The following is a 26642-nucleotide window of genomic DNA, read 5'->3' as shown; positions in this document are numbered from 1 at the left end:
AGAAAATTTTCCTATTCGGCGGCCCATATCTTGCTATTGACCGAGCGACAAGATTTGCTCCGAGGGAAGTATCGATTTTGCAGCGGCTCTTTTCTCGACTATAGGTATCGCTCCTGGTGTGTGAACACGTCCAACATAGCCAGTATATTTTCCGGCGGAACATCATGGGGCACCGCGTGGGTTGGCGATGCGATATAGCCACCCCCTGGTCCCATGGTGCGCATGATTCGGATGGTCTCGCTTTTGACCACTTCCGCAGGGGCGGAGGGAAGTAGCTGTTGGGTGGAAATTCCACCGAAGAAAGTGAGATGACGGCCAAATTCTTTTTTCACAGCTTCGATATCATAGATCTCCGGCTGGAATGTTTGATAGCAGTCCAATCCGATGTCGATCAAGTCTGGGAAAAGTTCATGGATATCGCCACAGGAATGTTGGATGATGAACTTTCCGCCGTCTTTTGCCTTGCGGTACATTTTGGCCAGACGAGGTTTGATAAAGCGCCGCCAGTGGTCCGGCCCCATGATCGTTCCGTGCTGTTGCCCCCAGTCGTCGCCAAAATAACAGGCATCCACCTCTGGATATTCCAACATGACAGAGATGACGTTCAAATTAAATTCGCAGATACTGTCCAGCAACCGGTCCAGCTCCTCGGGATAGGCGAGCATCCCCATGAGAACGTTCTCCATTCCACACAGGCTCCAGGCCCGCTCAAAGACAGAAAATCCCAGTCCCACATAGGTAAAGCGGTCCTCACGCGTGGCTAAAACGCCCTCAATCTCCTTGCGGAAACGGTCTTCGTCAAAGACAGGACAGGTATAGGTGAAATCCTCCAGATCCTCAATCACAGGATGATCGATCACGCCGATATCCTTGTCCGCACCGGAGCGATTCCAGATCACACCAAAGTCATCCTGGTAGAAATCCGGTTGGCCCGGAAGCGGGTGAGGCCAGCCGCCGTAATCGATGCCGGCCATGTGCAATCCTACCCCTTTAAGATAATCTGGATCGCCGGTGTAGGCAATCACTCTTTCAAGTTCCTGAGAGGTAAATCCCGCGTGATAGGGAATGATATCGCTTTCCCTGTGAAGCAAGCTGTTAATGACGCGCTGTCTCCTAGTCAATTCAAACACACCTCATTTTTAGACTTTTTCTCTAGTATACTTATCGATAGCGGGATTCGTATAGGTAAAAAAACGCGAAAAAGTAGAAAAATCGTTCGCGCAGACGTTGCGCTATGGGCCTCCATATGCTATACTTTAGCCTGAGGTGGAGAGCGATGCGATATCAATATAACATGGAGCGGCTGACAAAGTTGCTTCGGGACTTTTACCGTGTCAGCGGTGTTCGGATTGGAGTCTTCAGCCGCGAGTACAGACAAATCGCGGCGATTCCGGAAGCGGCCTCCCGCTTTTGCACTAGGCTGCGGCAGTACCCTGCCATCGCCCAGCAGTGTTTGGACTGCGATGCCCATGCGTTTCGCGATTGCCGGGAGTTCTCCATCTATCGCTGTCATATGGGCATTGTGGAGGCAGTCGCGCCTATCGTGAATGATTACACGACATACGGGTACCTTATGATTGGGCAACTGCTGGATGACACCTCCCTGGAGGAACAGTGGAGCCACACGCGCGCCCAATGCCTCCGCTACCAGGTACCGGCCAATGTCCTGGAGGAGCTACAGACATTTTTTTATGAGTTACCCATTCGGCAGACAGAGTACATTCGATCCGCCACGGAGCTGGTCAAGATCTGTGCCCGTTTCATCTGGATGGAGGATTTAATCGCTTTGCAGCAGGATGATCTGATGAAGAGACTCTACGCCGTCATCGATGAGAATCTGGCGGCTCCTCTCACCATCGACTTTATATGCCAGGCGTTGCATATGGGGAAGACATCGCTGGCGGGCGCGGTGAAGAAAGTCAGCGGCGCGACGGTGGGGCAGATTGTGCGGGAGCGACGGATTGCCGCCGCGAAAAAACTACTGTTGACGACAGATCGACCGATAAACGAAATCGCCGGCGCCTGTGGCGTCAGCGATTATAATTATTTTACAAAAGTATTCAAGTCGGAAACCCAGCAAACCCCGCGAGAATTTCGTCTGCGGTGGAAGAATGTGGATTAAAAATCCAGATTGTTAACGGTTCTGGGGAAGGGGAGAACATCGCGGATATTGGCCATTCCGGTGACATACATGATGAGTCGCTCGAATCCCAAACCGAAACCGGCGTGGCGGTTCGTCCCGTACCGGCGCAGATCCAGATACCACCAATAATTTTCCGGATCCAACTTTAGCTCTTCCATGCGGGCCAGCAGCATGTCAAGACGTTCCTCGCGCTGGCTTCCGCCGATGAGCTCTCCGACGCCTGCCACCAGGAGATCCATGGCGGCCACGGTCCGGGTATCCTCATTCATGCGCATATAAAACGCCTTAATGTCCTTGGGATAATCCGTCACAAAGACTGGACGGCCGAAAACAACCTCCGTCAGATACCGCTCGTGCTCTGTCTGCAAATCGCAGCCCCATTCGGGCTTGTACTCAAATGGACGGTCCGCCTTTTTCAGATGTTCAATTGCATCGGTATAGGTGCATCTCGCAAAATCGCTGTTTACAATATGCGTCAGGCGTTGAAGCAGCGTTTTGTCCACGAAGCTGTTGAAGAAATCCAATTCATCCGCCGCGCGATCCATCAGGTATCGAATCACGTATTTCAACATATCCTCCGCCAGCTGCATGTCATCTTGAAGGTCGGCAAAGGAGATCTCCGGCTCAATCATCCAAAATTCCGCTGCGTGCCGGGGCGTATTGGAGTTTTCCGCGCGGAATGTGGGGCCAAAGGTGTACACATTCCGAAAGGCGGCCGCGTAAGTCTCGGCGCTGAGCTGCCCGCTGACTGTCAGGTTCGCAGGTTTCCCAAAGAAATCCTGGCTGTAGTCCAGCGCCCCATGGTCCGTCAGGGGATAGTGCGCTAGATTCTGCGTCGTGACCTGGAACATCTCGCCGGCGCCCTCGCAGTCACTTCCCGTGATGAGGGGCGTGTGGACATAGACAAATCCCCGATCCTGAAAAAACTGGTGAATCGCGTAAGCGGCCAGAGACCGAACCCGAAAGACGGCCTGGAAGGTGTTGGATCTTGGGCGCAGATGGGCGATCGTTCGAAGATATTCGAAGGAATGACGTTTTTTCTGAAGGGGATAGTCGGGCGTGGAAGACCCTTCTATGTCGATGGAGGCGGCTCTCAGCTCAAAGGGCTGTTTCGCGTTGGGAGTTAAAACGACCTCTCCGGTGACGATGACAGCGGAACCCACAGGCAGCCGGCTGATTTCTTGAAAGTTCGAGATCGTACCTTCCTCATAGACAATTTGAAGTGTGGCAAAGCATGTGCCATCGTGGAGGACAAGAAAGCCCAAGGATTTTGAATCCCGAATGCTGCGGACCCATCCGCTGACAGTAATGGACTGGCCTGCGAAGGATTCCGCATGGGCGTACAAATCTTTTATGAGAGTGTAACTCATGATAGGAGTACCCCTTTCTAAATGTGGCATTAAGCCCTATTATACTATGAATAAAAAAGTTAGACAAGGGGGATACAAAGAATTCAGAGGAAATTTAATCGTCCATGTTACTTTTTCCTGTACTTGCTACAAGAACAGAGGGATCATACAAGAATTCACAAAAATAATGGAGGAAAACGAATGAAACGAGTTGTAGCAGTCATGATGGTTCTGAGTCTGATGGTGGCCGCCCTGGCCGGCTGTCAAAAGGAGAGCGACAACAGCGATGTAAAGGTGGAGTCCGGAAAGCTCCAGGAGATCCACGAGGCGGTGAAGAATGCCTACGGAGACAACTATATTCCAAGTATGCCCTATGATGAAGTGATGTTGGAGGATCTCTTTGGAATCAAGCAGGACATGGCAAAAGAGATAATTGCCGAGGGGCCCATGATGAGTGCGCAAGTGGATACGTTTGTGGGGCTGGAAGCGGCCGACGGCAAGGTGGAGGAGGCGAAGAAGGCGTTGGATGCCTATCGAGAAACCCTCGTCAACGATACCCTACAATACCCCATGAATATCAGTAAGGTTCAAGCCTCCCAGGTCTATGTTGTTGGGGATTACGTCTTTTTCATCATGCTTGGCCAGATTCCCGATGAGATGCTAGAGCGGGGCGATGAGTCAGAAATGCTGAAGGCTTCCCAGGAACAAAACCAGATTGCCATCGACGCCATCAACAAAGTGTTGGGAGTCGAATCAAAATAGGAGGGCATCCGTGGTTTTCAGCAGTCTATTGTTTCTTTTTATTTACCTGCCGGTTATACTGGTCGTCTACTATGTGGCTCCCCGCAAGATTCGAAATCTGATCCTCTTCCTGGGGAGCCTTGTCTTTTATGCCTGGGGGGAGCCGGTTTACGTCTGTCTCATGCTGTTCTCCACCTTAGTGGACTTTATCCACGGGCTTCTTGTTGAGCGGTTTCAAAGCCGCGGACAGACGCGGAGAGCTAAGGGGGCAGTGGCGTCCTCCGTCATCATCAATTTAGGTTTGCTTGGCTTTTTTAAGTATTCGGATTTTCTTGTGGCCAATGTAAACGCATTGTTGGGCACGTCGATCCCGCTGCTCCGGCTTCCCCTGCCCATCGGAATCTCCTTCTATACATTTCAGACCATGTCCTATACCATCGATATATATCGGGGGGAGGCCAGAGCGCAGCATAATATCCTGGATTTCGGCACGTATGTGGCATTATTCCCGCAGCTGATCGCAGGTCCTATTGTGAGATATGGGACAGCGGCGGATCAGCTGACCCACCGGCGGGAGACGGTGGATTCTTTTGCGGGCGGCGTTCAGAGATTTGTGGTGGGGCTGGGAAAGAAGGTTCTCCTGGCAAACACCATCGGTCTTGTCTGGAGTGGCATCCAGGAACTGCCGGTTGAACAGATGCCAGCGCTAACAGCCTGGCTCGGACTGCTGGCCTTTGGATTTCAGATATACTTTGATTTCTCTGGCTACTCCGATATGGCTATCGGGCTGGGCAACATGTTTGGCTTTCACTTTCATGACAATTTCCAGTATCCCTATGAATCCAAGAGCATAACGGAGTTTTGGAGGCGCTGGCATATTTCGTTGGGGACCTGGTTCAAGGAGTATGTCTATATCCCCCTGGGGGGAAATCGCAAAGGCCTGGGAAAACAGATTCGCAATATTGCCATTGTGTGGGCCCTGACAGGGATCTGGCATGGGGCGAGCTGGAATTTTCTTCTGTGGGGTGTGTACTTTGGCATATTGCTGATGATGGAGAAGCTGTTTTTACTGCCCTATCTCCGGAAAGCGCCATCCTGGGTATCCCATGTCTATACACTGCTTGCTGTGCTCTTTGGATGGCTGTTGTTTGCCTTTGAATCCCTTCCTCAGGGGTTGGGATTTTTAAAGGCAATGTTTGGAGGATTTGGTGCGGGGTTTGTCAACGGGGACGCGGTATATTTGCTTTACACCAATGCCACGCTGCTGATCATTCTTGTAGTAGGATCGACACAGCTGCCAAAACGGTTGCTTGCCAAGGCCATGGAGCTTCTGCAAAGACACGAGAATGCCGCGGTGTTGCTTCAAAACATTGGCCTTGTGGCCATTTTTCTGATATCCACCGCGTATTTGGTAGATGCGACCTACAATCCGTTTTTATATTTCCGATTTTGACTGGAGCAAGCAAATATCCTTTATATGGAGGCTGCCATGAAAAGAAAACAGGCACGGTTCACTGTGGTCGTTTTTCTTGTACTGCTCTTCGGACTGTCTTTGGCCAACGCATTAAAAAAAGATACGATTTTTTCAGAAAATGAAAATCGGTATCTTGCAGGAAAGCCGGAATGGTCAGTGGCGCGTTTTTTTGATGGCGTTTTTGGACAAGAGTTCGAGACCTATTTGACCGATCAATTCTTGGGCCGCGATGCATGGGTCAGCGTGAAGACCCTTGCGGAGCTGGCCATGGGAAAAAGGGAGAGCAACCATGTTTTTTTTGCAAAAGATGGCTACCTGATTGAACGCCACGATGCATCGGAACTTGCCAGCTCGTATTATGAAAAAAATTGTTCCTATCTCAGCCAGTTTATCGCAGCGCAGACGGAAAAGCTGGGCATGGGCAGAGTTCAAGTCCTTCTTGCTCCGGCGGCCAGTCAGGTTTTGACAGAGAAGTTGCCCGCCTATGCGCCGGGCTGGGCCAGCAGGGAACTGTCGGATCATCTGCGCCCTCTCCTGCCGGAGGGGACCCTTGTGGATGTCCAACCGGTCCTTGCAGAAGCACAGGATTCCTATATCTACTATCGCACGGATCATCACTGGACGACCCTGGGCGCTTACTACGCGTACCGCGTCTGGATGAATGCCCGGGGGGAGACGCCCTGGCAGTTGGATGACTTCCAGGCTGAACCCCTGAGCCATACATTTTTGGGGACAGTGTATTCAAAAGCGAATTATCCCTTTGCAGAGCCTGATACCATGTATCGCTACTGTCCTGTCAGAGAGGATATCCGGGTAACGGTCACCTACAACCAGGAGGAGGAAGTGACCTACTCCAGCCTGTACATGGAAGAGTATCTGTCCCAAAAAGATCAATATCCCGTATATCTGAATGGAAATCAGGCGCTCACCAGGATCAGGACCAATGTAGAAGAGGAGCGGAAGCTGCTGATCATCAAGGACTCGTATGCCAACAGCTTTACTCCTTTTGCGGTGAATCATTTTCAGGAAGTACAGATGATAGACCTCCGGTATTTCAATGGGAGTCTCTCCGCGTATATCCAGGGCGAGGGGATAACGGACCTTTTGTTCCTGTACGGCGGGCCTCAGTTTATAGAGGATCGAAATTTAGGCAAGCTGCTTCGTTAAAAGGATAAATCGGGTAATGCCATGGACACAGATTGTATTCGCTTATGACAGTGCAGCTACGCGGTGAGGAGTAGAGAATACAGTACGGTGATGATTCCAGCCATGCAGATGGCGATTCCGCTCATAGCGCCCTGTGTCTCACCCAGTTCCAGCGCTTTGGATGTCCCGACAGCGTGGCTGCTGGTACCAATGGCCAGGCCTGCGGCGATGGGGTTGCGGACCCGGAACAGCCGAATGAGGAGCGGGGCCAAAATGGCTCCCAATATTCCAGTGAAGATGACGGCGGCGACGGTTACAGGGACGATGCCGCCGTTTTGTCTTGCAATTCCCATGGCGATTGGGGTGGTGACGGACTTCGGCAACAGGGAAGCCGTTAATTTTTCATCGAGGGAAAAAGCCTGACATAAGAGATAAACACTCGTCATGGATACCGCGGAGCCCACGGCCGTTCCGGCGAGAACCGGCAGCCAATTGCGTTTAAGGATGTCCAGCTGCCCGTAGATAGAGATCGCCAGGGCGGCGGTTGCGGGGGCGAGAAACATGGAAATGATATCGCCTCCAACAGCATAGCTTTCCAGCGGTATGCGAAATATCTGTAGGATTAGGATGATGAGCGCGATGGCGATGAGCAAGGGATTGGCCACAGGGGTTTTTAGTTTTTTATTGATCCATACACCAGCCTCATAGGTAAAGATACTGAGGCAGATGCCAAAGAGCGGCGATGATAGAAGGACGTCTTTCATAGTCTTTTCCCTCGCTTACGAAGCCGTTCCTGCAAAGCGCAGACGGCCTTGACGGTATACGCGGTGGCGGCAAAGGTCAGAACCGTGGAGACCACACAGATCAGGAGAATCGGCAACATGCTGTCCCGAATGTACGTGAATTGTTCCAAAATTCCAACGCCAGCAGGGATGAAAAAGAACGCCATATTCTTCAATAAAAAATCCGTTTTTTGGCGGATGTGCTCAGGCCGCAGAATGCGCAGCAATAAAAGAAGAAAAAGGAGCAACATGCTGATCACACTGGAGGGAAAGGAAAAGGGGAGAATGCTGGCAATCCCCTCCCCCACAAGGCAGATCAGAAAGATGATCCCGATTTGAAGTATGATTTTCATAGAAATCTTCCTCTATTTCATAGTAATCTCATTCCGGAGCGCTAGAGGCGGGGCAAAGAGCGCTTATAAACTCGCCAGCTGCTCCAGCTTGTTGATCTGCTGCTGTTTCAGATCCATGGAAGAGTGCACATAGCGGTTAAGCGTGATGGTGACGGAGGAATGCCCCAGGATCTCACTGAGGCTTTTGATATCAACCCCAAGCTCGATACACTTTGTCGCGAAGGTATGGCGGAGAGCGTGAAAATTGCGGTAGGGTATACGGCCCTTCTGCAAGTACATCTTATAGCGGCTCTGGTACGTGCGGGGTTCAATATAATAATAGGGGCTCCCTGTTAAGAAAAATCCATTCCCCGATGACATCTGTGCATACCGGCGCAGATCCTTTGACAGGTTGTTGGGAAGTGGAATGTCTCGAATGGATTTCACGCTCTTCGGGCTGTCGATGATGACCTTCGTTTTCGGAGGCTCAGGTTCTGGATTTTGAATGCGCTGGATGGTCCTGCGAACCTTAAGAAAGTTTTCCTGAAAGTCAAAATCGCTCCATTTCAGCGCACAGACTTCCCCTAACCGGATCCCTGTATATAGACAGAGGAGAATCCCCATCTTCGAGATATCGCAGTCTGCGGTCAGATACTGGGTCAGCAGAACGATTTCTTCATTGGAAAAGACTTCAATCTCCTTCGCCGAGACCCGGGGCAGCCCAATGTTCTCCGCGACGTTGGGAATATGAAATTCACGGTGGGCAAACTTGAAGGCCGATTTTATTATGATCACGATATTCTGTACCGTTTTGGGCGAGAGGCCACCGCTATTGTCCAGACGCCCGTCCTGTAATTTTTGTGTGACCAATTTATCCAGGATAAACGAGGTGACTTTGTCTAGACGCATACCCCCGATCTCCGGAAGGATATGGGATCGGATTAGGGTATAGTAGTTGGAATAGGTTGACTGTTTGACAAAGGATCGCTCCCGCTCCAACCACAGATCGAACAATTCTTCCACGGTGACAGCGGTTTTTTTCACTAGCTGGCCATTCTTGGCCTGATTCAACTTTTGCTTGACTTCCTGATAGGAATGAGCATAAACAGCTCCATATCTCGCTTTTCCGGATTCGCGGTATCCGATGATATATCGCCCTTCCCAGCGGCCATCCTTGCGCTTGTATATATTCTCTCCATGCCTAGGCATACTTATGACCTCCCGTTTTTAATTTTTACAAGTATCTAAAACAGAAGTTTCACCAGTAAAGGGAAATAGTATCGGACTTATGGAAAAGTATTCAAATTAGCCGATAAGGCCCATTCATAGCAACATCTGTATTCCTCATAAGTAGTAGTAGAAAAAGCCGCCGCACTTGAACATGGACTGTCCACAGTACGGCGGCTTATCGCCCAATTGGTCAGCTCCGCCAGTTATTTGATTACATTCACATTGTTCTCTTTCAGAATCACATCGTGCGCGCCGCCCTCGACGATGCTGGTAGCGGAAACCAGCGTAATCTTCGCATTCTTCTGCAATTCCGGAATGGTCAAACAGCCACAATTGCACATGGTGGATTTTACCTTATTCAGGGATAGTGTAACATTATCCTTCAGGCTTCCGGCATAGGGAACATAGGAATCGACCCCCTCCTCAAAGGAGAGCTTGCTTGCGCCGCCCAGGTCGTATCGCTGCCAGTTGCGGGCGCGATTGGAGCCTTCCCCCCAGTATTCCTTGACATAGTTGCCGTTGATATTGAGTTTGTTGGTGGGACTCTCATCAAATCTGGCAAAATAGCGTCCCAGCATCAGGAAATCCGCGCCCATGGCCAGAGCCAGTGTCATATGGTAATCATAGACGATGCCGCCGTCGGAGCAGATGGGAACATAGATGCCGGTCTCCCGGAAATATTCGTCCCGCGCTGCGGCGACCTCGATGACGGCTGTTGCTTGTCCGCGGCCGATGCCTTTTTGTTCTCGGGTGATGCAGATGGAGCCTCCCCCGATCCCAACCTTTACAAAATCGGCCCCGGCTTTTGCTAAGTACAGGAACCCTTCCCGATCGACTACGTTGCCGGCGCCGACTTTAACCGAATCGCCGTATCGGCCCCGAATGAAATCCAGGGTTCGCTTCTGCCATTCTGTGAAGCCCTCCGACGAGTCGATGCACAGGACATCGGCTCCGGCCTCCACAAGCGCGGGCACGCGCTCCTCATAATCGCGGGTGTTGATACCGGCGCCGACGATGTAGCGCTTGTCAGCGTCCAACAGTTCATTGGGATTCTCTTTGTGAGATGAATAATCCTTGCGGAATACAAAATATTTCAACCGGCCTGCATCATCGATAATGGGCAGTGCATTGAGTTTGTGTTCCCAGATGATATCGTTGGCCTCTTTAAGGGATACGCCTTCCTTCGCGTAGACCAGAGAGTCAAAGGGCGTCATGCATTCGCTCACCTTCGTGTCAAGAGACATACGGCTCACGCGGTAATCCCGGCTTGTCAGAATGCCCAACAGCCGGCCGGCCTCTGTTCCATCTTCCGTCACGGCCATGGTAGAGTGCCCTGTCCTTTCTTTTAGAGCTAAGACATCGGATAGGGTGGCGTCAGGTCGAAGGTTGGAATCGCTGCACACGAATCCGGCTTTGTAACTCTTAACTCTGGCAACCATAGCAGCCTCGCTGGCCACGGACTGGGAACCATAGATAAACGAGATGCCGCCCTCTGTCGCCAGCGCGATTGCCATTTGTTCACCGGATACAGACTGCATGATCGCGGAAACTAACGGGATATTCAGCGTCAGCGGGCACTCCTCCTGACCCTTGCGGTATTTAATCAGGGGAGTCTTCAAGCATACATTGGATGGCATGCACTCGGCGGAGGAATATCCGGGTACCAACAGATATTCACTGAAGGTCCGGGATGGTTCATCAAAATAAAGTGCCATTTTCGGTTCGTCTCCTTATCAATTTTTTCACGGGTAAAAAGTAAAGGGTAACTTGGTTTTATCTTATATTATATATGAAGAATTCTTCTACTGTCAAGCCACTTTATTCCGAAAAAGAAACATGTTACCCTCACAGGCAAGAAAAGAGCCTCTGTGAACGAGTTTCTACAGCAAAAAATTCGAAAGAAATGCGAACAAATATTTGCATAAAAAGGAGAAATGTGTTATAGTATAAGAACATTAGTTCTCGAAATGGCATAGAGGAGAAAGAAGGTAACCATATGGAACAGACATTATTGGACAAACTTGAGATTTTGGCGGACTCCGCTAAGTATGATGTATCCTGTGCATCCAGCGGAGTCAACCGATCCAATACCGGCGCGCTGGGAAATGCAACAGCGTGCGGCATCTGCCATACATGGTCAGCGGATGGCCGCTGCGTATCCCTGCTAAAGGTTTTGCATACGAACGCCTGCGTCTACGACTGCGCATACTGCGTCAACCGAATCACCAACGATGTCCCGAGGGCCAGCTTTACCTCCGAGGAGGTAGCGGAACTGACCATGGAGTTTTACCGCCGAAACTATATTGAGGGCCTATTTCTCAGTTCCGCAGTGGAAAAAAATCCACACTATACCATGGAAAAAATATGCCGGACCCTCTTTCTTCTGCGCCGCCAATATGGATTTGCCGGTTATATTCACGCGAAGCTCATACCGGGGGCGGACCCGGCGTTGATCCGTCAGGCGGGGGAGTTGGCCGACAGGGTCAGCGTCAATATTGAGCTGCCAACGGTATCCAGCCTGCGCAGCTTAGCGCCCCAGAAGAATCCCAAGCTACTGGTGGCCCCCATGGTACAGATCCGCAATTCTATCAGTGGGTATCTGGAAGATCAGCGGCATTTTCGGTCAGCCCCATCCTTCGCCCCAAGCGGACAGTCGACTCAGATGATCATCGGAGCGACTCCCGATACGGATTATCAGATTATCAACACAACAGAGAATCTGTATCAGAAATATCGCCTGAAACGAGTCTATTACTCCGCCTACGTTCCGGTAAATCATGATGCTCGCCTGCCAGCGCTGAATCTATCGCCGCCGATGAAACGGGAGCACCGCCTGTATCAGGCGGACTGGCTGCTTCGCTTCTACAGATTTGAGGCAAAAGAATTGCTCGATGAAACCCATCCTTTTTTTGACCTAGAATTCGATCCCAAGATCAACTGGGCCTTCCACCATATGGATCAGTTTCCCATGGAAATCAACCGCGTCGACTACGAGGAACTGCTCAGAATCCCTGGGATTGGCCCCACATCGGCCCAGCGGATCGTGCGTCAGCGGGCTCTGGCGTCCATCTCCTATGATACCCTCCGAAAAATGGGGGTTGTGCTCAAGAGGGCGAAGTACTTTATCACCTGCGGCGGAAAATTCTATGGCGATATTCATTTTCACGAAGACAATATCAAAGACAAACTGCGATGTATGGAGAACCCAAAGCCCTATACCCAGCTGTCCCTCTTCGAAGGAGGCATAGGCCGATGATTTACCTATATGACGGGAGCTTCGATGGATTCCTGTGCTGTGTCTACGCACACTACTATTGTGGGAGCGCTTCGGCGATCTATGCGGTCGATGGGTTTCAACAGCAGCTCGGTGAGACTTGCGCCGTGGTGGAGCGGGATGATGAGAAAGCAAAGAAAGTCTATGAAGCTATGGAGGAGAAGCTTGGAGATGAGATTGTCAGCAAAGCGTACCGCTGCTTTCTCGCGGAGGATCTGGAGAAAGATACGCGGATCCTAAACTATCTGCGGCTGTGTTTCCGCTATGGTCCTCAGGTAGACGGATATCGCACACATCCGTGGATACTGCCCATCCACGAGCTGGACAAAAAGGTGAGCGGACAGGTGCACCGGTATCTGGGAATTCTCCGATTTTCTGATATTCAGGGGGTTCTGTACGCGGCTTACACACCGGATTATGACATGACACGGATCCTTATGCCTCATTTTGCTGACCGTTTCAAGCGGGAACAGTTTATTATCTACGATCGCCGCAGGCAGAAAGCTGGCGTCTATGCCAGGGGACAGTGGCTGGAGCGGGATTTTGATGTGGATTTGCTGCAATACCGAAGCGAAAAAGAGAGAAATTTGGAAGCGCTGTGGAAAGGCTATTTTGAGCATATCGCCATTGAGGCCCGCAAAAATCCTAAGTTGCAGGCCCATTTTGTGCCGAAGAGATACCGCAGCTTTGTCACAGAGTTCCAGCCGCGATAGACTGTCACGATCATACGGATCGCGTCTTGCCAAGCCTGTATTCTTATGATACAATAAAACAAGAATATGGATAAGGATGGGGTGTGCATGCAAAGCTTTTTTGAGGCTGGCCTGCGTGTTGTGGATTATGGTATTTTATTTTTCTTGTATTCCGCAATAGGCTGGCTGGTGGAGTCTATCTATGTGTCGGTCTCCAAAGGTCACTGGGTCAATCGGGGGTTTTTAAATGGTCCCATCTGCCCAGTTTACGGTACAGGAGCCATTCTGATCATATTGCTGCTGACACCGCTGAAGGAGTATCCACCGCTGGTGTTTTTGACGTCTCTGCTGGTGGTGTCCATTGTGGAATATGTGACAGCTTGGATTTTGGAGACCATCTTCCACGCCAAATGGTGGGATTATTCCAACAAGCGGTTCAACATAAAAGGCCGGGTTTGTCTGCTGAACGCACTGGAATTTGGCGTGCTGGGACTGGCCCTGATGTACGGCATACATCCCTGTGTGACAGAGCTTCTAGGCCGGATCAGCGTGAGATGGCACTGGATCATTTTGGCCGTCATCGTGATTGCCTTTGTCTTTGACCTTGTCTTCTCCACCCGGACGGCTCTGAGGCTGCGGGGCGATATGGCCAATTCCCGAAAATGGCGGGAGGATCTGGAAAAGCTGTTGGAGTCTCTGCCTAAGCCCGAGGTGATTCGGAACTTAGAAGAGAGATGGGAGCAGGCATCAGAGGAGGGACGGCAGTGGCTGGAGCAGGTCAAACAGCGGCTGGCAGAGTACCGAAGCGCAGAGGAGGAACAGCGAAAGAGGAAGCAGAATCGACTTCTCCGCGCATTTCCCAATCTATCCCAGTCGAAAGTGGAGATGGCAGGCCGTCTGTCAGAGCTTCGCAACCGCTTAGAAGGCTGGTTGAAAGAACATGGGAGAGAGACCGGAGATTCGAGGGAGGACGAAAAAAAAGGTTGACAGGCGCAGGAAAAATAGGTATACTAGTACTACTTCGTGCAGCTGGGGAGGTAGCGGCGCCCTGTACCTGCAATCCGCTATAGCAGGGGTGATATCCATCCTCGGTCTGAGCCGGTGGGGCTGCCCTCTGCAGGGGAGCGTTGACGGCCGGGTCTCGCGCAATAGAGCTCTGTGAACCGTGTCAGGTCCGGAAGGAAGCAGCACTAAGCGGACCCCTCTATGTGCCGCGAGGTTGCCTGGCTTGAGCTTGCCCTCTCAGGTAACGCCCATTGGTCAGGATCAAAGATGGATGCACGGAGTCAGAAAGAGGCATTTGGCAGAGCGCCAAGTGCTTTTTTCTATGCTATAGGAAAGTCCGCCGTGAGGGGCCGCAGATTCGAATAGGAGGATTCTGCCCTGTGGGAGCGGATCGAAATCAGGATTCACACTTTCTTTTTTGAGAAAATCGTAGTATAATGATAGCAGACGTATGGGAGAGACTACTAGATAGGAGGCTGGTGCGGATGTCGTATATGGCGCTGTATAGGAAGTGGCGTCCGAGAGATTTTGACGGAGTCGTGGGGCAGGATCCCATTGTGACGGCGCTGAAAAATCAAATCCAGTATCAGCGGATCGGGCACGCGTATTTGTTCTGCGGGACGCGGGGGACAGGAAAGACCTCAACAGCGAAGATTTTCGCCCGAGCGGTCAATTGTTTGAACCCGCGGGATGGCAATCCCTGCAATGAGTGCGAGCTGTGCCAGGAAGCGGAGACGGGGTTCAATGTGGTGGAGATCGACGCCGCATCCAACAACGGCGTGGATAACATCCGTGAGATCCGCGAGGAAGTGAAGTATACGCCGGCCAAAGGGAGGTACAAGGTTTATATCATCGATGAGGTTCACATGTTGTCGGCCGGTGCTTTCAATGCACTGCTGAAGACATTGGAGGAGCCCCCAGAGCACATTATCTTCATTCTGGCGACGACGGAACCCCATAAGATTCTGCCGACGATCCTTTCACGGTGTCAGCGCTATGACTTTCGCCGCATTACGACGGCGCAGATTGCGAAACAGCTGCAGACCTTGACGGAGAAGGAAGGGCTGGAGGCCGACGAGGATGCGCTGCAATACATTGCCCGGATGGCCGATGGCGCTATGCGGGATGCGCTGAGCATATTGGATCAGTGCAGTTCTTTCTACCTAGGACAGAGGATTACGCTGGAGAAGGTGTACGATGTATTGGGAGCTGTGGACACGCAAATCTTTTATGAGGCGACGCGAGCCCTGGCTGGCGCGGATGCCATGGCCTGTCTGCAATGCGTGGATGAAATTTTTAGCAAGGGCCGGGATCCCTCCCAATTTCTGACCGATTGGATCAGCCATCTTCGGGATGCGCTTATGACCAAGGCGCTGGGCGCCGCTGGAGTGGAGCTGCTGGAAATCAGCGCGGATCGGGCGAAGGGCCTGACGGAGCAGGCACAATCCTTAAGCGCGGATCAATTGACCTATTTTATTACCCAACTGTCTAAGCTTGAGAATCAGATCAAATATTCATCCCAGAAGAGAGTCTTGATCGAAGTGGGACTCCTGCGGCTCTGCCATCCGGAGGACGATCACACGGACGAAGCGCTGCGCAGCCGGCTGGACGCGGTGGAACAAAAATTGGCCGGCGGACTTCCCCCTCAACTCAGCACAGGCGCCGCCTCTGCCCCCAAGCCAAAACCGCCGCGGCCGGAGAAGGCAAAACAGCAGGTGACAGCTCCAATGGCCAGCCGCCCAGCCGCAGGGGCGGTCAAGGAGCTGCTGGACAGGTGGCCGGACTTGAAGAGGCGGCTGGTTAAAGAGCAGCCCTCCTTTTATCTGTTAAATATGATGACCTTGACGCCGGGGGAGGAGGAAGATTCTCTATTTTTGGTGACGGGAAAGGCCATCTACCGTGATCAGTTGAACCAAAAAAATGGGGAAAAGTTGCGGGAGATCGAAGCCTTTCTCGAGCAGAACACAGGAACGCGCTATCGGATACTGGCGGTGACCGACGGCGAATTGCAAAAAGGAGCGCCACCGCCGGCGGAGAGTGATCTGGCCGACGTGATCAAAAATATTCATTCCGATATCACATGGGAGTAAGCCGTGGTTTTTGGATCCCATGTGGAAAAATGAAATTCCCCTTGCTATTTTGTGCTAAATCGGCTACAATAAAAGATACCAGATATTATCACAGGAGGTTGTACCATGGCAAAACGCGGAGGATATGGCGGGCAGATGCCTGGCAATATGAATAATATAATGAAGCAGGCGCAGAAGATGCAGCGCCAGATGGAAGAGATGCAGAAGGAGCTGGAGACGAAGACCGTGGAGGCCACCGCCGGCGGCGAGGCAGTAAAAGTTGTCGTCAACGGGCGCAAGGAGGTCGTGGAGATTGAGCTCAAGCCTGAAGTGGTGGACCCGGAGGATATTGAGATGCTGCAGGATCTGGTGATGGCGGCAATCAACGAGGGGCTGCGCAAGGCCGATGAGATGGTGAACTCGCAGATGAGCACCATCACCGGCGGATTGAATCTCCCCGGCGGATTGTTTTAATCTGAAAATTTATTTGCGCCAGCGCATTTCGAAATGGAGATTGATATATGGATTATTATGGTAATCCTGTGACGACGTTGATTGAGGAGCTGGCAAGGCTGCCGGGCATTGGACGAAAGACGGCCCAGCGCCTTGCCTTTCATATTATCGGTATGCCGGAGGATGAGGTAAACGCGCTGTCAGTAGCGCTTGTCCAGGCGAGGCGGGAAGTTCGGTATTGCCGCCAGTGCTGTACGCTGACGGATTCCGAGATCTGCCCCATCTGTTCGGACCCATCCCGAGACCGCGGGTCTATCATGGTGGTTGAGGACTCACGGGATATGGCCGCGTATGAAAAGACAAAGCAATACAACGGGCTGTATCACATTTTGCACGGCGTCATTTCCCCTCTGGGCGGGGTGGGGCCGGGGGATTTAAAGATCAAGGAGCTCTTGGAAAGGCTTCGCTCCGACGAAGTCCACGAGATCATCCTGGCGACGAATCCCACAGTGGAGGGCGAAACCACCGCCATGTATCTGTCGAAACTTATCAAGCCGTTGGGGATTAAAGTCACCCGCATCGCCAATGGGGTGCCTGTTGGCGGTGACCTAGAATATACCGATGAGGTAACCCTTGCTAGAGCACTGGAAGGTAGAGTGCCCCTTTAATTGATTTATATGGAGACAATGTATATTTTTTCTTTCTTTGGACTATACTGTTAGTATCAGACCAGGATAGAAATGAGGAAAGCCCATGGCAATATTTTCATTGTCTCGCCATTCTTCCCCCAAAATGGATCCGGCGCTCCGCAGAAAGATCCAATTTCTTGCCATCCAGCGGCAGGAAGAATTGGACGCTCTGGGCAGTGTCCGGCGGGAGTTGGATGGATTATATCAGGCGCTGGAAACAGTTACAGATGAGAAGTTGGTCGATAGCGTCATCTATGAAATCAAATCATTGGAAGCAAGGTATGACTATCACTTCTGCAATATCAAGCAGATGGACAGCGCCTTACGCCGAGAGGCGCCACAGCAGATACAGGATGGCAAGGCAGCGCCGGTTCTCCCCCATGCATAGGGAGAACCGGCTTTCTTTTCCTATCGATCTCGGTATATTCTGGAGGGACAGGGCATATAGTTAAGGTAGAAGATCGTAAGGATGATACCCATGGAATTGACTCGAGAGCAACTCATCGTAATATGGATAATCGCGATTTTGGCTTTGTCGGTCTTGATTTTGATATTTCCGAAATTCGCCAAGACTGCGGGCCGCGTTGTGCGGAATGCGGCTGTTGGCTGTTGCCTGCTGTGGGCTATAGGCGCAATCTTTGGCGCGAATGCTTCGGTCGGGCTCAATCCCGTGACGGCTGGGGTTTGCGGAATTCTGGGAATTCCAGGCGCCGCTATGCTGATGATTATACATCAGATTTTATGACAGATTCAGACTTTGCATGATGAGCGGGAAAGGATATCGATTGCTTTTTTAACGAAGATGCAGTATAATGATCAATGCATACGCACGTACTGCCAATCGTTGAAGGAGATCAATCACTATGGCTCAGGACATGACAGCGGGGAGACCTGCACGGCTATTGCTTACCTTTTCGCTCCCCATTCTCTTAGGAAATATTTTCCAACAGTTATACAATATGGTGGACAGCGTCGTTGTGGGGCGCGGCGTGGGGGTGGACGCCCTCTCGGCGGTTGGGGCCAGTGGGGTTGTGTACTATGTGATTCTAGGCTTTGGGATGGGGATGGCGGAGGGGTTTGCAATTCTTCCGGCACAGCAGTACGGCGCACGGGATTATGAAAAACTTCGCAAGCTCATCGGAACAGGAGCCCTTCTAACCGCGATTACAGCCCTTTTCATGACAGCCGGAGGATGTTTTTTTTCAAAGCCGCTGTTGCGTGTCATGCACACGCCGCAGGAACTGCTCGAGGAAGCTAACTTGTATATGCAGATCTTGAGCGCCGGTATCGGCATCACCCTTTTTTATAATTTTTTTGCTGCCATCCTCCGTGCGATTGGTGACAGTCGAACGCCGCTGTTGGCCATGATTGCGGCTTCGGTGATCAATGTTGTGTTGGATATTTTGTTTGTCATCGTCTTTCGAATGGGCGTGTCAGGCGCAGCCGTGGCGACGCTGATTGCGCAAGGCTTTTCTTTATTTTGCTGTCTTGCTGCCATCTATAAAATACCATTTTTGCGGTTTAACCGCGGCGATTGGAAGGTTGAGGGGGACCGCATATGGGCTTTGCTGAGACTTGGCATTCCCATGGCTCTCCAGAATATTATTATCAATATTGGAGCGATGATTTTACAGTATGTTGTGAATCTATATGGCTCCTTGTATATTGCGGCCTACACCACCGGCAATAAAATTTTAAATATCATCGCCCAGCCGCCCATCTGCCTGGGCGCTGCGATGACCTCCTATACTGGGCAGAATATGGGGGCCCAGCGTTTGGACAGAGTTCGCCTGGGACTGCGCCATTGTTTTTGGATGACCATGGGAATTTGTGCTCTGATTATGGTCATCGTTTTTCTGGGCGCTGACGGCATTTTATCACTTCTACTCCCGCCCGGTGAGACGGCGGTTATCGCCATTGGGGCGGACTATGTCCGCATCATTACAGTGGCGCTACCGTTTCTTGGGTTGATTACAACCTACCGGTCCGCGCTACAAGGGATGGGGAATACAGTTCTGCCCATGGCAGCCAGCGGTGTGGAACTGCTGTTAAGGGTATCGCTGCCCTTTGTCTTGCCGGCGGCGCTGGGCTTTTCTATGATTGGGATCGCGGAGGCTTCCGCCTGGATTGGCGGGGCGTTATTGCTGGTCGTATCCTACTACGGGTCGATGCGAAAGATCCAACGAATCGCCCGGAAACCCTCCGCGTAGACGGGGCCGTTCAGACGGTAAACGTCCCTATACGCCATTTGGCAAGAATCTATAAATTTGTTACTGGCTAGACATTGATTTAACGGTTTGATGTAATTTGCATCGAAGAGGCAAAACAAACCGTCATCGGATTCAAAATTGCCTGTGGGAGCGATCGGAGGCAGGTTGGTTTTGTCGTTGGGTATTACTTTTCTGCCATCCTTCGTAAAATGATTGGAGAGACATGAACACAGTATTATACCCGGAAAAAACATTTTAGAATCCATAAATAACAGTCCAATCCTGGTTGGCATAATTTTGTAAAATTGTCGGAATCCTTGATTAATTAACCATTTGACTGTAGTTTAAATATTAGTATTCTGCCAAATCTCATATGCAGGTTGGGGGGATGGAAACAGTGCGGAATGGGGGCGGACGAAAAAAAGGGACTGTGCACAGTATTCAGCTTCGTGCAACAGTCCCCTGTTTAGGCTCTCTGTGATGGAGCTTACGCCCACCACATTTCGCCAGGCTGCTCGTAGACAAGCACGTTCTTGAGCAGAGCGATGGCCTTCTCCAGACCTTCCTTAACGGACATCATGCTGTCTTCATGTTCAATGCTCATAACGCCATCGTATCCCGCGGTCTTCAAAGCGGTGACCATTTCCTTCCATTTCTGTTCTCCGGTGCCGTACCCCACGGTGCGGAAAACCCAAGCACGGTTTTCAATATCGCTATAATGTTTGGTGTCCAGGACACCGATCCGAGCTGTATTGTAGGGATCGATCCGGGTATCTTTGGCATGGAAATGATAGATGGCACCCTTCAACATCCGAATACCGGCCACAGGGTCAATACCCTGCCAGATCAGATGGCTGGGATCAAAATTAGCGCCGATTTCCGGGCCGACGGCCTCGCGCAGTCGCAGCAGCGTCTCCGGATTATAGACACAGAATCCAGGATGCATCTCCAGGGCAACCTTTTTGATGCCGTGGGCACGCATGAAGGCGACAGCCTCTTTCCAATAGGGGATGAGCTTTTCATTCCACTGATAGTCAAGAACTGTCAGAAAATCATCGGGCCAAGGGCAGGTAACCCAGTTGGGATATTGGGAATCATCGCAGTCTCCGGGGCAGCCGGAAAAGGTCACAATCGTTTCGACCCCCAGCTTTTCCGCCAGCAGAACGGCATTCTTGAAATCCTGTTTTGCCGCCTCGGCGACGTCCTTCTGTGGGTGGACGGGATTCGCATGGGCGCTCAGGGCGCTGATATCCATATGATAGTCTTCCAGCCAACCCTTCAACTCTTCGATCTTGGCATCGTCATTCAGATAGACATCCGGGTCAAGGTGAGTTTTTCCGGGCGATCCGCCACAGCCCAGCTCCAAAGACTGGACGCCCAGGCCACTCAAATATTTCATCGTGTCTTTCAAGTTCATACCATACAGGGGAACGGTCAATACTCCTAATTTCATCGCAAAACCCTCCTACTTAAAAGTAATCGTTTACACATGGTTTCTTGTTAAATTCTATCACACCTATCCATAAAATTCAATAGAAACTCCGGTTTTTTCATTTTTTTCAGATCGGAGGCTTGACGAACAAGGGTGGGAATGGTATCCTACAGTAAGATACGCGGCTCTAGAGCATTCAAGGAGCTGACGAAAGCGCCTTTATCCGCAAAGGAAAGCAGTTAATGGGAGGCAGACATGAAGATTACGGAGAGGGAGTTTATTCCCGTTTTATTTGCAAGCGACATCAACACATATAGTATGGCAAGGGCATTTCATGAGGCTTACGGGGTAAAGTCCATGGTGATTGGAAAGTATCCAACCGGACCCAGCTATAACAGCCGTATTGTGGACTTCACAGCCAATGAGAGGATCGATCAGCCGGATGTGTTCCTCAAGACAGTGAACGATCTGGCTGCGAAATTCCCAGACAAAACCCTGATCGCCATCGGGTGCGGGGACAGTTATGCGGCGCTGATCAGTCAAAATAAAGCGCAGTTTGCAAAAAATGTAATCGCGCCGTACATTGACTATTCCCTCATGGAGGAACTGATAAAAAAAGAAAATTTCTATAAAATGTGCGATCAATATGGCCTAGAGTATCCCGATACATTTGTTTACAAAGCGGAGATGGGGATGAATTATGAGCTGCCTTTTGGCGCACCCTATATTTTGAAACCATCCAACAGCGTGGCCTATTGGGAGCATCCCTTTGAGACGCAGAAGAAGGTCTATAAACTGAATACGCGGGAAGAGTTGAACCAGGTAATCGGACAGATTTACGGGGCCGGCTACGCGGATTCCCTGATCATCCAGGATTTTATACCGGGGGACGATTCCTACATGCGGGTTCTCACGTCCTATTCTGGGAAGGACAGAAAGGTTAAACTCATGTGTCTGGGCCATGTTCTCCTCGAGGAGCATACCCCCCACGGTCTGGGGAACCACGCCGTCATCATCACAGAGCAGAACCGGGAACTGATGGAGAAGATAAAAGGCTTTTTAGAGGCGATTTCATACACGGGATTCTCGAATTTTGATATCAAATATGATGAGCGCGACAAAAAATTCAAAGTCTTTGAGATCAATCTGCGGCAAGGACGGAGCAACTATTATGTGACGGGCGCCGGCTACAACCTGGCTACCTATATCGTCCAGGATTATATCGAAAATAAGAAGTTGGATCTTGTACTCGCGGGCAAGCGGAAGTTATGGCTCGTGATTCCTCGGAGAGTGGCGTTTCGCTACGTGCGCAATGACCTCGCTAAGATCGAGATGAAGGATGTCCTCAGGGAGTATGGGTACGTGAATCCCATGTTCTACAAAGGGGATCTTGGTTTTGCCAGACTTCGATTTGTCCTGCGCAATTATGTAAGCCATTACGTGAAATATCGAAAGTATATGGGATCGGGAAAATGAAAGACAAAGAGAGTGTGAAAAGAGCAGGGATTCTGGGCGGAATGGGTCCCATGGCGACATGTTATTTTTTTAATCGAATAATCACCCATACCGATGCGGCCCGAGACCAGGAGCACATCGACATCTGCATCCTGAATCACGCGACGATTCCGGATAGGACGAGCGCCATACTGACTGGAGAGGCGGAGGCTTTTTTAAAGGAAGCGAAGGAGGATTGCCGTAAACTTGCGGATATGGGGGCGGAATATATCGCAATCCCGTGCAATACAACCCATTATTTTTATGATGCGCTGGCGGAGGCGAGTCCGATTCCGATCCTTCATATGGTGAGGGAGACAATCAAGGAAGTTATAACAAAGTATCCAGATGTCCAAAAAGTCGGGATTATGGCTACGGATGGGACAGTCCATGCAAATGTCTATGGAAGGGAATGCGCCGCCTACGGAATCCAGGCGGTCTATCCAGCGCCACTGATGCAGACAGCCGTTATGCATATTATTTACAATGAAATCAAGAAGGGAAAAGTGGGAAGTCTGGATATATTTTCGCAAGTCGCGGATTCCCTTCGGGAGCAGGGGTGTCAGGTGATGATTCTAGCCTGCACAGAATTGTCAATCCTGAAAGACGAATACCCTTTGCCCGATGACATTGTGGACGCCATGGATGTATTGGTCCGCCGGTTTGTTGAAATGTCGGGCAGACCATATAAAGAGCTTTGAGACTTGGAGGCACATATGAACAGAGTGAATAGGCATACGTCTATAAAAACGCATACCCTCTCGGAGTATCGAGATCGATTACAGGAGGCAGGCCTTCTTGTGGAGGCCCATATCCCAGACGCGGCGGAGCCGGTGGAGTATTTATCCTACAACTCAAAGGACTTAGGGAAAAATACGCTCTTTGTCTGTAAGGGAGCCGCCTTTAAGGAAGAGTATTTTCGCGATGTGTGCCGGCAGGGGATCTTGGCTTATGTGAGCGAGACCGCCTATGGGGAGACGGACCCTGCCATCGCCTCTTTTTTGGTACAGGATATCCGGAAGGCGATGCCGGTCATAGCCGATCTTTATTATAATCGAGCTTGGGAAGAGCTGAATTTGATTGGAATCACGGGAACAAAGGGAAAATCCACCACCGCGTATTACGTGAAGTATATCCTGGACGCATACCTGTTGGATCACCAGAAAAATAGGAGCGGTATCATCTCCTCCATCGATACCTATGATGGCGTGATCCAGGAGGAGTCCCACCTGACGACACCGGAAGCGATGGATTTGCACATGCACTTCCGCAATGCGGTCAACAGTCATATCGAGTATATGGAGATGGAGGTATCGAGTCAAGCGCTGAAATATGACCGGGTCGACGGAATTACCTTTGATGTGGGGGTTTATCTCAATATCTCCGAGGACCACATCAGCCCGCTGGAACACCCAGATTTTGAAGATTATTTTGCCGCAAAGCTTAAAATTTTTCAACACTGCCGCACCGCTGTGGTGAATATGGACGCAGACCGGTGGGAGGATACACGAAAAGCCGCACAGCAAGCGAGCTCCATGTTGACCTTCTCCACACAAAACCCCATGGCCAATATTTTTGGGTATGATATCCAGAAAGAAGGCCATGATACGGTTTTTAAAGTCAAGACGAAGGAGTTTGACAGACAATTCCGTCTCACGATGCCAGGGCTTTTCAATGTGGAAAATGCGCTGGCGGCCATCGGGGCGGTGATGGCGTTGGGGATCCCTGTGGAATACATGGTGGAGGGCCTGGAGAGGGCGAGGTCCAGCGGCCGCATGGAGATCTATGCTTCCAAAGATAATCAAATTGTCGCCATTGTGGATTATGCCCACAACAAGCTCAGCTTTGAAAAACTGTTTAGCTCTGTGCAACAGGAGTATCCGGGGCGTGATATCATCAGCATCTTTGGCTGCCCAGGTCTCAAAGCACTGCTGAGAAGAGAGGATCTGGGGACCATCGCAGGCCGGTACTCAAAAAAAGTCTATATTGTAGCGGAAGATCCAGGCCTGGAGCCCTTTATGGATATAAGCCGCGATATCGCGCAGTACGTGGAAGCGCAGCACTGCGAGTATGAGATTATTGAAGAGCGCGGTGAGGCGATCCAGAAAGCGATAGCACAGGGAAAAAATTGTATCCTGTTGATTACAGGTAAGGGAAATGAAACGCGGCAGAAGTATGGCGCCAATTATCTTCCCTGTATATCCGATGTGGAATACACAAAAAAATATTTGGAAGAATATAATACGCGCCAAAAAGAGTGAAAACCTATATATTGACTTTATACGTGACTGGCGCTATAATACGGGTATAGAAAGGAGGCGTAGCAATGAAAAAGTTTGGAAAGTTTATGGTATTTACATCGATTGCTGCTGCGGGCGCCGCTGCGGTTCTGTATTTGAAGAAGAAATTTGTGGATGATCCCGTAGACGAGGATGTTTTTGATGAGGATTCGGAGGACGAGGCGTGCTCCAACTGCGACTGCCAGAAGGAGGAGACGGTAGAACCATCTGACACGGCGGAGGAGAACGGACAGGAAGACTCCCCTGCGGAAGAGGATTCCCAGGAGGAAGAGGAAGAGAAATAAGTCTGTTTGCGATGGTACAGCTGTCGATGAATACGGAATCGTAGGAAATAAGAAGACATCTGTTCATGATAATCCATGGACAGATGTCTTCTCTTCTACCTACAGAAAAGTCCGCTAGATTCGAAAACTAGATACAAAATATGAAAAGTAAGGGGCCGCCCAGGAGAAGAATTAGAAAATTATTACGGGAATTTAATCCATTTTTAATTTGGAGTTCATGCAAAAGTTACAATTTGGAGGTATAATATTCTCTGAGAAAGGAGGGATATCCCAGGGAACGGTTGCATAAACATAAGTGAAAAGTGAGAGAAATAGAGGTGAGTTGAAGGCGTGAATGTTGCATTTTTTTTGACTCCAAAGAACGAGATCGTGTATCTGCAAAAGGACATGACATTGCGGCAGGCATTAGAGAAGATGGAGCATCATCGATATAAATCCCTTCCCATCATCGATGAAGCGGGAGGGTATTACGGGGTTGTGACGGAAGGGGACGTGCTGTGGGAGATGAAGCGTAATCCCAATCTGACGTTTCAGGATACTGAGAATATCCCCTTGTCACAGATTCCGAGATATTGGCAATATCGACCGGTCCGAATCAGTGCCAGTATGGACAGTCTGATTGAATTGGCCGGGATGCAAAGTTTTGTGCCCGTGGTGGACGACGGAGATATCTTTATCGGAATTATCAAGCGCAGTGACATCATCAACTACTGTTATGGCGCCTTAGATAAGGCGATGAAAAAGAATCAGTCCCGCAGCCATGCTTGGAGTCGCAAAGTAGAAGTATCTCTTGACATGCAGTGATGAATTTCATACGGAAATGAAATTGCGGGGACATCCCGTTTTTATAGTGACCACATTGTATAAACGCCAGCCTTTGCAGAGGAAGTGCCCTGCTGAAGACCTGGCGTTTTTCCAATGGCTGGCAGAGCGGCTTGAAAGTTTGCTTTGTAACACAAATAACACAAGATTTTAATCAAACTTTTACCGGGAGGTCAAATTTTATTCATGATTTTTGGATATGATAAATCTTGTAAGAGCTTTTTCATGTTTTCATATTCTTCATTTTAATTTTCTCCTCCAAAATATATACTGTTTTGTTTTGGACAGGAAATCAATCTCGATTTCCTGTTTTTTTATTTTCTATAGGAAAGTCCATCCCGTTCCGCGTGGCCTTGTAACACAAATAAAACATGATTTTAATCGAAACTTTACCGGGAGGTCAAATTTTATTCACGATTTTTCGATATGATATATCTTGTGAGAGCTTTTTCATGTTTTCATATTCTTCATTTTTATTTTTCTCCTCCATATTATAGTATTATGTTGAATCAGGAATCCTGTCCGGTGGGATTCCTGTTTTTTTTCTATAGGATAGCCGAGGGGCGGACCTACACTCCTTGCGGCGGCGTTTTTTGCTAGATGTACGTTTGTCAATGATGTGAGACCGAAAAAGCGAAGGAGTTTGGAAGAGATATCGAGTTTGTTGACGAAGGGAGGGCGAAGCCCGACCGGAGTCAACAAACTCGGGAGGACTCCAAAT

25 protein-coding genes and 1 other RNA gene are annotated in these 26642 nt (G+C 50.2%); 19 read left to right on the top strand and 7 right to left on the bottom strand.

Going from position 1 to position 26642, the window contains the following annotated elements; all coding sequences use genetic code 11:
* Positions 1-98: 98 nt before the first annotated feature.
* Positions 99-1121, bottom strand: a complete 1023-nt coding sequence (locus H8730_RS11075; protein ID WP_177720150.1) for a uroporphyrinogen decarboxylase family protein — start codon at positions 1119-1121, stop codon at positions 99-101.
* A 155-nt stretch (positions 1122-1276) separates the two neighbouring features.
* On the opposite strand from H8730_RS11075, the gene H8730_RS11070 reads away from it, so the two are divergent.
* Positions 1277-2122 carry a PocR ligand-binding domain-containing protein gene (locus H8730_RS11070; protein ID WP_177720151.1) on the top strand — a complete coding sequence of 282 codons (846 nt, stop codon included), beginning with the start codon at positions 1277-1279 and terminating at the stop codon, positions 2120-2122.
* On the opposite strand, the gene asnS is transcribed toward H8730_RS11070, so the two are convergent.
* Complete coding sequence (asnS, locus tag H8730_RS11065) at positions 2119-3513, bottom strand: asparagine--tRNA ligase (RefSeq protein ID WP_177720152.1); 1395 nt, start codon at positions 3511-3513, stop codon at positions 2119-2121. The two genes, H8730_RS11070 and asnS, sit on opposite strands and share 4 nt — an antisense overlap.
* Before the next feature lie 180 nt (positions 3514-3693).
* Here asnS and H8730_RS11060 point away from each other — a divergent pair, with 180 nt between their 5' ends.
* The 3 genes from H8730_RS11060 to H8730_RS11050 are packed head-to-tail and all read left to right on the top strand — an operon-like array spanning position 3694 to position 6874.
* Positions 3694-4254: a DUF4358 domain-containing protein gene (locus H8730_RS11060; protein ID WP_177720153.1), complete on the top strand. Its 561-nt coding sequence runs from the start codon at positions 3694-3696 to the stop codon at positions 4252-4254.
* A 10-nt stretch (positions 4255-4264) separates the two neighbouring features.
* Complete coding sequence (locus H8730_RS11055) at positions 4265-5686, top strand: MBOAT family protein (protein ID WP_177720154.1); 1422 nt, start codon at positions 4265-4267, stop codon at positions 5684-5686.
* Between the two features lie 36 nt (positions 5687-5722).
* Entirely contained in the window at positions 5723-6874 is a 1152-nt protein-coding gene (locus H8730_RS11050; protein WP_177720155.1) for a DHHW family protein, read from the top strand.
* A 56-nt stretch (positions 6875-6930) separates the two neighbouring features.
* Here the strand turns inward: H8730_RS11050 and H8730_RS11045 are convergent, their stop codons facing one another.
* From H8730_RS11045 to H8730_RS11030, 4 genes are all read right to left on the bottom strand, one after another.
* The gene (locus H8730_RS11045; protein WP_249289832.1) at positions 6931-7617 is read right to left on the bottom strand and encodes an LrgB family protein; all 687 of its coding nucleotides are present in this window, start codon (positions 7615-7617) and stop codon (positions 6931-6933) included.
* Complete coding sequence (locus tag H8730_RS11040; RefSeq protein ID WP_177715210.1) at positions 7614-7988, bottom strand: CidA/LrgA family protein; 375 nt, start codon at positions 7986-7988, stop codon at positions 7614-7616. Before H8730_RS11040 ends, H8730_RS11045 begins: the two co-directional genes overlap by 4 nt.
* Positions 7989-8051: 63 nt before the next feature.
* Positions 8052-9176 carry a tyrosine-type recombinase/integrase gene (locus H8730_RS11035; RefSeq protein WP_177715212.1) on the bottom strand — a complete coding sequence of 375 codons (1125 nt, stop codon included), beginning with the start codon at positions 9174-9176 and terminating at the stop codon, positions 8052-8054.
* 224 nt (positions 9177-9400) lie between these two features.
* Positions 9401-10912, bottom strand: coding sequence for an IMP dehydrogenase (locus tag H8730_RS11030; protein WP_177715214.1), 1512 nt, complete (start codon positions 10910-10912; stop codon positions 9401-9403).
* A gap of 281 nt (positions 10913-11193) precedes the next feature.
* On the opposite strand from H8730_RS11030, the gene H8730_RS11025 reads away from it, so the two are divergent.
* From H8730_RS11025 to H8730_RS10980, 10 genes are all read left to right on the top strand, one after another.
* A complete protein-coding gene (locus tag H8730_RS11025; protein WP_249289831.1) occupies positions 11194-12453 on the top strand; it encodes a putative DNA modification/repair radical SAM protein in 1260 nt (419 codons plus the stop codon).
* Positions 12450-13184, top strand: coding sequence for a TIGR03915 family putative DNA repair protein (locus H8730_RS11020; RefSeq protein ID WP_177720125.1), 735 nt, complete (start codon positions 12450-12452; stop codon positions 13182-13184). The genes H8730_RS11025 and H8730_RS11020 overlap by 4 nt, the downstream gene beginning before the upstream one ends.
* Positions 13185-13271: 87 nt before the next feature.
* Positions 13272-14150, top strand: coding sequence for a putative ABC transporter permease (locus H8730_RS11015; protein WP_177720124.1), 879 nt, complete (start codon positions 13272-13274; stop codon positions 14148-14150).
* Positions 14151-14184: 34 nt separating this feature from the next.
* Positions 14185-14447: signal recognition particle sRNA large type (ffs, locus tag H8730_RS11010), an RNA gene on the top strand.
* Positions 14448-14653: 206 nt separating this feature from the next.
* Positions 14654-16258, top strand: a complete 1605-nt coding sequence (gene dnaX, locus H8730_RS11005) for a DNA polymerase III subunit gamma/tau (protein ID WP_249289830.1) — start codon at positions 14654-14656, stop codon at positions 16256-16258.
* A 105-nt stretch (positions 16259-16363) separates the two neighbouring features.
* On the top strand, positions 16364-16711 hold the full coding sequence (locus tag H8730_RS11000; protein WP_249289829.1) for a YbaB/EbfC family nucleoid-associated protein: 348 nt from the start codon (positions 16364-16366) through the stop codon (positions 16709-16711).
* A gap of 47 nt (positions 16712-16758) precedes the next feature.
* Positions 16759-17358, top strand: coding sequence for a recombination mediator RecR (gene recR / locus H8730_RS10995; RefSeq protein ID WP_249289828.1), 600 nt, complete (start codon positions 16759-16761; stop codon positions 17356-17358).
* Positions 17359-17443: 85 nt separating this feature from the next.
* Positions 17444-17767 (top strand): DUF2508 family protein, encoded by a 324-nt coding sequence (locus H8730_RS10990; RefSeq protein WP_249289827.1) that lies wholly within the window; start codon positions 17444-17446, stop codon positions 17765-17767.
* Between the two features lie 90 nt (positions 17768-17857).
* The gene (locus H8730_RS10985; RefSeq protein WP_177717773.1) at positions 17858-18124 is read left to right on the top strand and encodes a pro-sigmaK processing inhibitor BofA family protein; all 267 of its coding nucleotides are present in this window, start codon (positions 17858-17860) and stop codon (positions 18122-18124) included.
* A gap of 118 nt (positions 18125-18242) precedes the next feature.
* Positions 18243-19589, top strand: coding sequence for an MATE family efflux transporter (locus H8730_RS10980; RefSeq protein WP_177717775.1), 1347 nt, complete (start codon positions 18243-18245; stop codon positions 19587-19589).
* A gap of 487 nt (positions 19590-20076) precedes the next feature.
* On the opposite strand, the gene H8730_RS10975 is transcribed toward H8730_RS10980, so the two are convergent.
* Complete coding sequence (locus H8730_RS10975) at positions 20077-21042, bottom strand: sugar phosphate isomerase/epimerase family protein (protein WP_177717777.1); 966 nt, start codon at positions 21040-21042, stop codon at positions 20077-20079.
* 234 nt (positions 21043-21276) lie between these two features.
* Here H8730_RS10975 and H8730_RS10970 point away from each other — a divergent pair, with 234 nt between their 5' ends.
* From H8730_RS10970 to H8730_RS10950, 5 genes are all read left to right on the top strand, one after another.
* A complete protein-coding gene (locus tag H8730_RS10970) occupies positions 21277-22497 on the top strand; it encodes a carboxylate--amine ligase (protein ID WP_177717779.1) in 1221 nt (406 codons plus the stop codon).
* Positions 22494-23216 (top strand): cysteate racemase, encoded by a 723-nt coding sequence (gene cuyB, locus H8730_RS10965; protein ID WP_177717781.1) that lies wholly within the window; start codon positions 22494-22496, stop codon positions 23214-23216. The genes H8730_RS10970 and cuyB overlap by 4 nt, the downstream gene beginning before the upstream one ends.
* A gap of 15 nt (positions 23217-23231) precedes the next feature.
* On the top strand, positions 23232-24776 hold the full coding sequence (locus H8730_RS10960) for a Mur ligase family protein (protein ID WP_177717784.1): 1545 nt from the start codon (positions 23232-23234) through the stop codon (positions 24774-24776).
* Between the two features lie 65 nt (positions 24777-24841).
* Positions 24842-25099: a hypothetical protein gene (locus H8730_RS10955; protein WP_177717786.1), complete on the top strand. Its 258-nt coding sequence runs from the start codon at positions 24842-24844 to the stop codon at positions 25097-25099.
* Positions 25100-25429: 330 nt separating this feature from the next.
* A complete protein-coding gene (locus tag H8730_RS10950) occupies positions 25430-25903 on the top strand; it encodes a CBS domain-containing protein (RefSeq protein ID WP_177717788.1) in 474 nt (157 codons plus the stop codon).
* The last annotated feature ends 739 nt before the right edge of the window (positions 25904-26642 follow it).

This window comes from Bianquea renquensis (assembly GCF_014384895.1).
GTDB classification, from domain to species: domain Bacteria; phylum Bacillota; class Clostridia; order Lachnospirales; family Bianqueaceae; genus Bianquea; species Bianquea renquensis.
The sequence above is the reverse complement of the archived record's forward strand: the minus strand, read 5'-3'. Positions and strand labels throughout refer to the sequence as shown.